The sequence below is a fragment of the Thiomicrorhabdus sp. 6S3-12 genome (assembly GCF_017571475.1).
GTDB lineage: Bacteria > Pseudomonadota > Gammaproteobacteria > Thiomicrospirales > Thiomicrospiraceae > Thiomicrorhabdus.
Genome location: NZ_JAGETW010000009.1, coordinates 124000 through 129999, shown reverse-complemented (window position 1 = coordinate 129999; position 6000 = coordinate 124000). Strand labels below are relative to the sequence as shown.

3 protein-coding genes and 2 tRNA genes are annotated in these 6000 nt (G+C 44.9%); 3 read left to right on the top strand and 2 right to left on the bottom strand.

All coding sequences use genetic code 11. From position 1 onward, the window contains the following. Positions 1 to 14 precede the first annotated feature (14 nt). Together J3999_RS10990 and J3999_RS10985 are read left to right on the top strand one after the other, a co-directional pair. Positions 15 to 90: transfer RNA gene (locus J3999_RS10990), tRNA-Gly, on the top strand. Positions 91 to 307: 217 nt separating this feature from the next. Beyond that, a tRNA-Glu gene (locus tag J3999_RS10985) sits at positions 308 to 383 on the top strand. Positions 384 to 510: 127 nt separating this feature from the next. Here J3999_RS10985 and J3999_RS10980 read toward each other — a convergent pair. Next, positions 511 to 2667 (bottom strand): bifunctional (p)ppGpp synthetase/guanosine-3',5'-bis(diphosphate) 3'-pyrophosphohydrolase, encoded by a 2157-nt coding sequence (locus J3999_RS10980; RefSeq protein WP_208127945.1) that lies wholly within the window; start codon positions 2665 to 2667, stop codon positions 511 to 513. A gap of 268 nt (positions 2668 to 2935) precedes the next feature. Here J3999_RS10980 and J3999_RS10975 point away from each other — a divergent pair, with 268 nt between their 5' ends. Continuing rightward, positions 2936 to 3163 (top strand): DUF6447 family protein, encoded by a 228-nt coding sequence (locus J3999_RS10975; RefSeq protein ID WP_208127944.1) that lies wholly within the window; start codon positions 2936 to 2938, stop codon positions 3161 to 3163. A 97-nt stretch (positions 3164 to 3260) separates the two neighbouring features. Here the strand turns inward: J3999_RS10975 and J3999_RS10970 are convergent, their stop codons facing one another. Further along, a complete protein-coding gene (locus J3999_RS10970; RefSeq protein ID WP_208127943.1) occupies positions 3261 to 5984 on the bottom strand; it encodes a diguanylate cyclase in 2724 nt (907 codons plus the stop codon). Between the last annotated feature and the right edge of the window lie 16 nt (positions 5985 to 6000).

Genomic DNA, 6000 nt, shown 5'->3' with positions numbered 1-6000 from the left:
CTACGGGACGCCATGCGGGAATAGCTCAGCTGGTAGAGCGCAACCTTGCCAAGGTTGAGGTCGCGAGTTCGAACCTCGTTTCCCGCTCCAAATTTAGTCAGATTGATACTCAGTCCAATAGAGTTTCAGTAGGGCGCTTATTGAAATATAAGCATTTAAAAATTGATCTCATTAATTTGAGAGCTTTTTAAGAAATTTAGCTAGAGATTTTTCTTTAGTTCGAGGAAGCTTGAAAGAGCCTACAGATGGGTAGGTGACTGAAAGCAGACAAAGAAATTAAGAAAAATAACAGCTAAAAATCTAAAAAGTCCCGTTCGTCTAGAGGCCTAGGACACGGCCCTTTCACGGCTGTAACAGGGGTTCGACTCCCCTACGGGACGCCATATTCAAAAGCCCGCTGAAATGATTTGTTTCAGCGGGCTTTTTTATTGCCTGTGAAAAGGAAGAGAAACAAAAAAAGCCGGTCAATAATTTGCCGGCTTTATTAAGTTGCTGTCGATTCGTAATTGATCAAACGGTACGGATTGAGGCGGATTCGACGTTCTGAATCATTTCAATTCGGTCCAGAAGATCACCCAGCTGCATAGTTGCATTCAATTCCAGCGTCAGTTTCATATTAACCGTGCGGTCGTCTTTATCGGTATAGGTATTGGATGCAATCAGATTGATATCCATCAGAGTTAACTGCGTCATAATATCCCGTAGGAGCCCGCGGCGGTCAAATGCCAGAATCGAAAGCTCGGCGGTATAGCTCGGATTTTCGGCAATCGATTTATCCCAGGTAACTTCGATCAGGCGGCGCAATTCTTCATGACTCAAGTGCAGAATATTGGCACAGTCACTCTTATGAATGGTCACACCTCTACCGCGTGTGACATAACCGACAATATCGTCGCCTCGATGCGGATGACAGCAGGGGGCCAGGTAGGTTTGCAGATTGGTCGCTCCGATAACGTAGGCGCGTTCTGCTTCCTCCGGATGCTCAGGGACATATTCATGCCCTTGACGCACTTCCTTGGCTACAGGCTTGTTAAGAGTCTGCAGGGCGCTGGTCAGCTGACGCTCATTAATGCGACCTTTACCTAAATCCTCGTAGAACGCTTCTTCCGAATCGGCTTTAAATCGTTCAACCAGTTTTTCCAACGGAATGTGTTCAGCGTGCAGACGTCGGATTTCTCTGTGATAAAGGGCTTCACCGGATTTGATATTTTCTGCACGATTCTGCTTGTTGAACCAGCTTTTTACCTTGTTTCGCGCACTGCTGCTGGTCAGATATCCCAGGTTAGGATTCAGCCAATTACGGCTTGGCTGACCGTTTTTAATGGTCAGTATTTCAACCCGGTCGCCGGTTTTCAAACTGTAGCTCAACGGTTGAATTCGGCCATTGATTTTCGCGCCGCGACAACGATGCCCCAACTCGGTGTGAATGTTGTACGCAAAATCGAGCGGCGTCGCGCCTTGGCGCAAGGTGACAATCTCATTATTCGGAGTCATCACATAGATGTGCTGGCTCTGCAGTTCGGTACTGATTTCTTTAAAGATATCCGGATCGTCGGAGGTTTCAAGCATCTGACGAACATTCGAGATACTGCGCTCAAGATTATGATCGAAACCTTGTCCGCCTTCTTTATAGCGCCAGTGTGCGGCCACACCGTATTCTGCATGATGATGCATGGCAAAGGTACGGATTTGGATTTCTACCGTATTATTCTCCGGGCCGATGACAACCGTATGGATCGATTGATAACCGTTTTCCTTCGGCGTAGCGATATAGTCGTCGAATTCCTGCTTAACATAGTTCCAGTGGCTATGGATGGCACCGAGCGCCTCGTAACAGGTCTGAATACTATCGACATAAATACGCACCGCACGCAGGTCGTACAATTCATCAATCGGGATATTTTTACGCATCATCTTTTTCCAGATGCTGTAAATATGCTTTGGACGCCCGGTAATCTTCGCTTTGATATTCTGCTTGGCCAGCAATTCGTGCAGAGTCTGAATGACCCGCTGGATATACTCTTCTCTTTCGGTACGTTTTGACTTCAGGCCAAGGGCAATTTCCTTGTACTCTTTAGGATGCGTAAAACGGAAAGAGAGGTCTTCGAGCTCCCATTTAAGCTGGGCGATCCCCAGGCGGTTCGCCAGAGGGGAGAAGATCAATTCGGTTTCCAGGGCAATCTGACGTCGAACCTCTTCATCTTCGTACTTAAGATGACGCAGACGGGCAACGCGGTAGGCGAGTTTGACGATCATAATCCGGATGTCGACCGTCATTGCCAGTAACATCTGGCGCAGACGTTCATTCTGAACATTGTCCGAACTACGCTCTACCTGAAATTCCTGGAAGCGATTTAGCTTGCGGATCCCTTCGACAAGATGACTGATCTTTTCACCGAATTTTTCGGTAATCGACTCAATGCTGTAAATGCCTTCGAGATTCCCGTCACTGATCAGCGTCGCGATCAGGGTGTCCATATCAATTTTAAGATCGGCCAGAATCTGGGCTACATCAACACTTCGAACAACGGTTTTTTCCGGCAGACTCAAAGCTTCAAGCGCAAGGGCACAAGCTTGTTCGATTTTATGCCGGTCTTCTCCGGAATATTTATCCGGCTCGTTTAAATCTGGAAAGACAGCTTGAATGATTTCTGGCAACGTATTCATGAAATTGAAATCTATGAACTTGGGACTCTGAAATAAAATTTTGGGTATTTTAACTTAAAATGAAACGCAATCATGCTCTCTACTATAAGAATACTTTATGATTAAGGCAATTTTTTGCATGAATTAGAAAAAATACCTCTCGGAAGGGGGCTATTTATATGCAGAGTGCCGGTCTTTGTAGCGTCTGATAAATGTTAAGTTTTGACATTCAAATTTTCAGAGTTAAGATATCGCTACTGAGTAAATTCTATTAACAGGAGATGATTTAATGGCGAAGTTCACTTTAGGCGGAAAAGAGTTCGACACGGATGATATGTCCGAAGAAGCAAAAGGGCACTATCAGGCAATCCAGGTCTGCGAAGCAAAGATCATGGATTACAACGCTCAGATTTCCATTCTTCAGACCGCCCGTAACGCTTACGGCGAGAAACTGCTTGAACTGATGGACAAGAAAAATGACGATGCCGGCATTGAAAGCGACGGTATTCCGTTATAAGCCGGACAGCAATCTACTTCTAACGAACATAACTTATTGTTATTGATCGGGCCATGCCGTTAATCGGCATGGCTGACACTCCTCAATAAAGCGTCGCTTAATCCACTTGCGATGGAACTCTCTGCTTAACACAGCTTTCCGCATCTTTTTCCGTAATCAGTTCGATCGAAATTCGGTCTCGTCCGTTTTCTTTGGATTCATATAAAAGATCATCGGTTCTTTTGCTGACCTTCTCAGGCGCCGGAATGCAATTCGGGTCACAGTACAGTACCCCCATGGATAGCGTCAAAAAGCCAAGCGGCGCATTACGGTTTTCAATTCGCTGCCTGCGAATGGATTCCTGTAGGTTATTCAGATGAACCTTCAAGGCGCGAAGATTGTCAAAATAGCTGATAATGAAAAACTCTTCTCCGCCGACACGGAAAACGAAGTCATTCGCACGATTGAAATAGGCGTGGATGGAAGTGGATACTTCAATCAGTACTTCATCGCCGACCAGATGTCCGTAGTCATCGTTAATTTTCTTGAAGAAATCGATATCCAGCATAATAAAAGTTACCGATTGCTTCTCACGTTTGGCGCGCTGGATTTCACTAACCAATTTTTTCTGGAAATAACGGCGGTTATAAAGGCCGGTTAATTCATCTGTAATCGAAATCGCCTCGATTTTCTTACGGTCACTGATATCAATCCGTGTTGCAAGAACGGAAGTGACTTTACCCAGTAAGTTTTTATTGGGTATCAATGTCAGATCGACCCAGTACTCCTCACCGTTTTTCTTGACCGCAGGAACTTCTCCGCTCCACGATTTACCGAGATCAAGAACCTGATGGTAAATCGATTGAATAACATCGGAGGTAACTTTCTGACTCGCTAATTTAAGATAAGGCATGCCCGCTAGTTCTTCCGTTTCATAGCCGCTGAGTTTCCCGTAGGCCTTACTGCTCCAGATGATCTTCATAGTAGTGGCATCAATCAGTGAAGCATAAGAAAGCTCATAGATTTCCTTGAGATAGCGCTGTTTTCGATGATAGGAAATCAGTAGGGTAGTCAGCAGAATAATGACAAGCAGCAATGGCAACATCAACTGCATTAGCAGCTGGTAATTAAAGATTCGAACTTCCGGTACTTTCAACCATTTCTGGTAACCGATTTGACGATTGCTATCTTTAATGTACTGCAATGCTTTTTGAATAATGGAATAAAGGAGCGGCTCATCTCGATTGACGGCCATGGAAAAAGGGTATTTATGCTCGGACTGACCGATAATCTGAAAATTGGTATAACCTTCGGTCTGCACTGCATAATTGATCGCAACTAAATTGTCCGCCAGAGCAATCGCTTCGCCATATTGCACTTTGCGCAACCCTTCTCTTAGGGAGCCCACCTGTACAAGGTTGATATTCGGATAGTGAAACGTCAGATATTCTTGTGGGAAGCTATCCTTGAGCACAGCAACACTGTAACCGCTAAGAGCAGAAAAATCTTGGATAAACCCACTGTTATCTCCGCCTCTACCGACAAGAACCAATGGAAAGCTAAGGTAAGGCTTGGTAAACAAATACTTGGATTTCAGAGCAGGGGTTTCCGAAATAGCTGGGATAAGATCAATAGAGTCATTGTCATCAGGAAATACTTGCGACTCGGAAATAATCTCAACGCCAAGCAAGCGTTTGATTGCTAGCATGTAGTCGGTAACCAAGCCTTGGCTTTCTCCTTGTGCATTTACCATATTGAAAGGCGGGTAATGCAGGGTATCACTGACAACTAAAGTGCGTTTATTTTTTAAATACTGCTGTTCTTCATAAGTAAAAAGTTGGGTATTTTTATCGAAAATAATATTGGAATTCTTAATCTTCTGATATTCATTCTGACTAATAATCCCAAGATTGAGCGCGTCTGAGAGAATCGCAAGAATTTTCAGCTGATCAAGATGCCCGATTGGCGTGCTGCCGACCTGAACAAATTCTTTGAGGCTTTTGGCTTCGTTTAACAGGTCACTTTGCGATTTATCTACCGGGTAGTGCTGAATCAGGTAGTTTATAACTTCCTGCGGGTGAGCGATTGCGAACTCCCAGCCTTTAATGGTCGCTTTACGGAATTTTTCAACCAGATCGGGTTGTGTTCTGGCCAAAGCGGAACTGGTAAAGACCAGCCCCGAATAGCTCTGAATACCGTAGCGTTTAGGATCAACTGTGTAGAAAGGAACCCTCATATTCCGCAGAATAAAAGGTTCATTGGAAACATAAGCGCCATAAAAATCCACTTTGCCGTCGATAAAATCCTGCAGGTTCCCGGAGGAATAAACTTCTTTAGGCATTAGCGATTTTGGAAGGGTACTATTGGCAAGTAGACTTTTAACCTGTATGCCACCGTTATGCATCACCGTTTTTCCGGCGAACTGCTCTAAATCAGTAAGGGGGAAATGAGACAACAAAACCAATGGCGAATACTGAAAGGACGTCATTACCATCTGCAGATCTTTGCCCTTGGCGATATCAATCAGCACCGAACTCACACTGATGCCAAAGTCAGCTTTACCGTCTTCTACCTGCTGCGCTGTTGAGACGCCCGGACTCCAGGGTAGCAATTCGACATCTAATCCGGATTGATGATAGTAGCCTTGCTGGATAGCGGCATAAAACCCTGCAAACTGAAATTGGTGATGCCAGTTAAGCTGTACTTTTACGGGAGTAAGTTGCTTGCGGTCGACCGGATCGGTGACATTTTGTGCAGCCTGTATTCGCATGGCAAATAGTGACAGGACGACGAAGAGTGACGTTAGAAAAAGAGATCTTGTAAAGGCGGTGCAGCTCGTCATATATAACATCCGATTT

Bases quoted from the DNA above. Each gene is read 5' to 3' on its own strand.
- J3999_RS10970 (WP_208127943.1), bottom strand. From the start codon at position 5,984: ATGACGAGCTGCACCGCCTTTACAAGATCTCTTTTTCTAACGTCACTC.
- J3999_RS10980 (WP_208127945.1), bottom strand. From the start codon at position 2,667: ATGAATACGTTGCCAGAAATCATTCAAGCTGTCTTTCCAGATTTAAAC.
- J3999_RS10975 (WP_208127944.1), top strand. From the start codon at position 2,936: ATGGCGAAGTTCACTTTAGGCGGAAAAGAGTTCGACACGGATGATATG.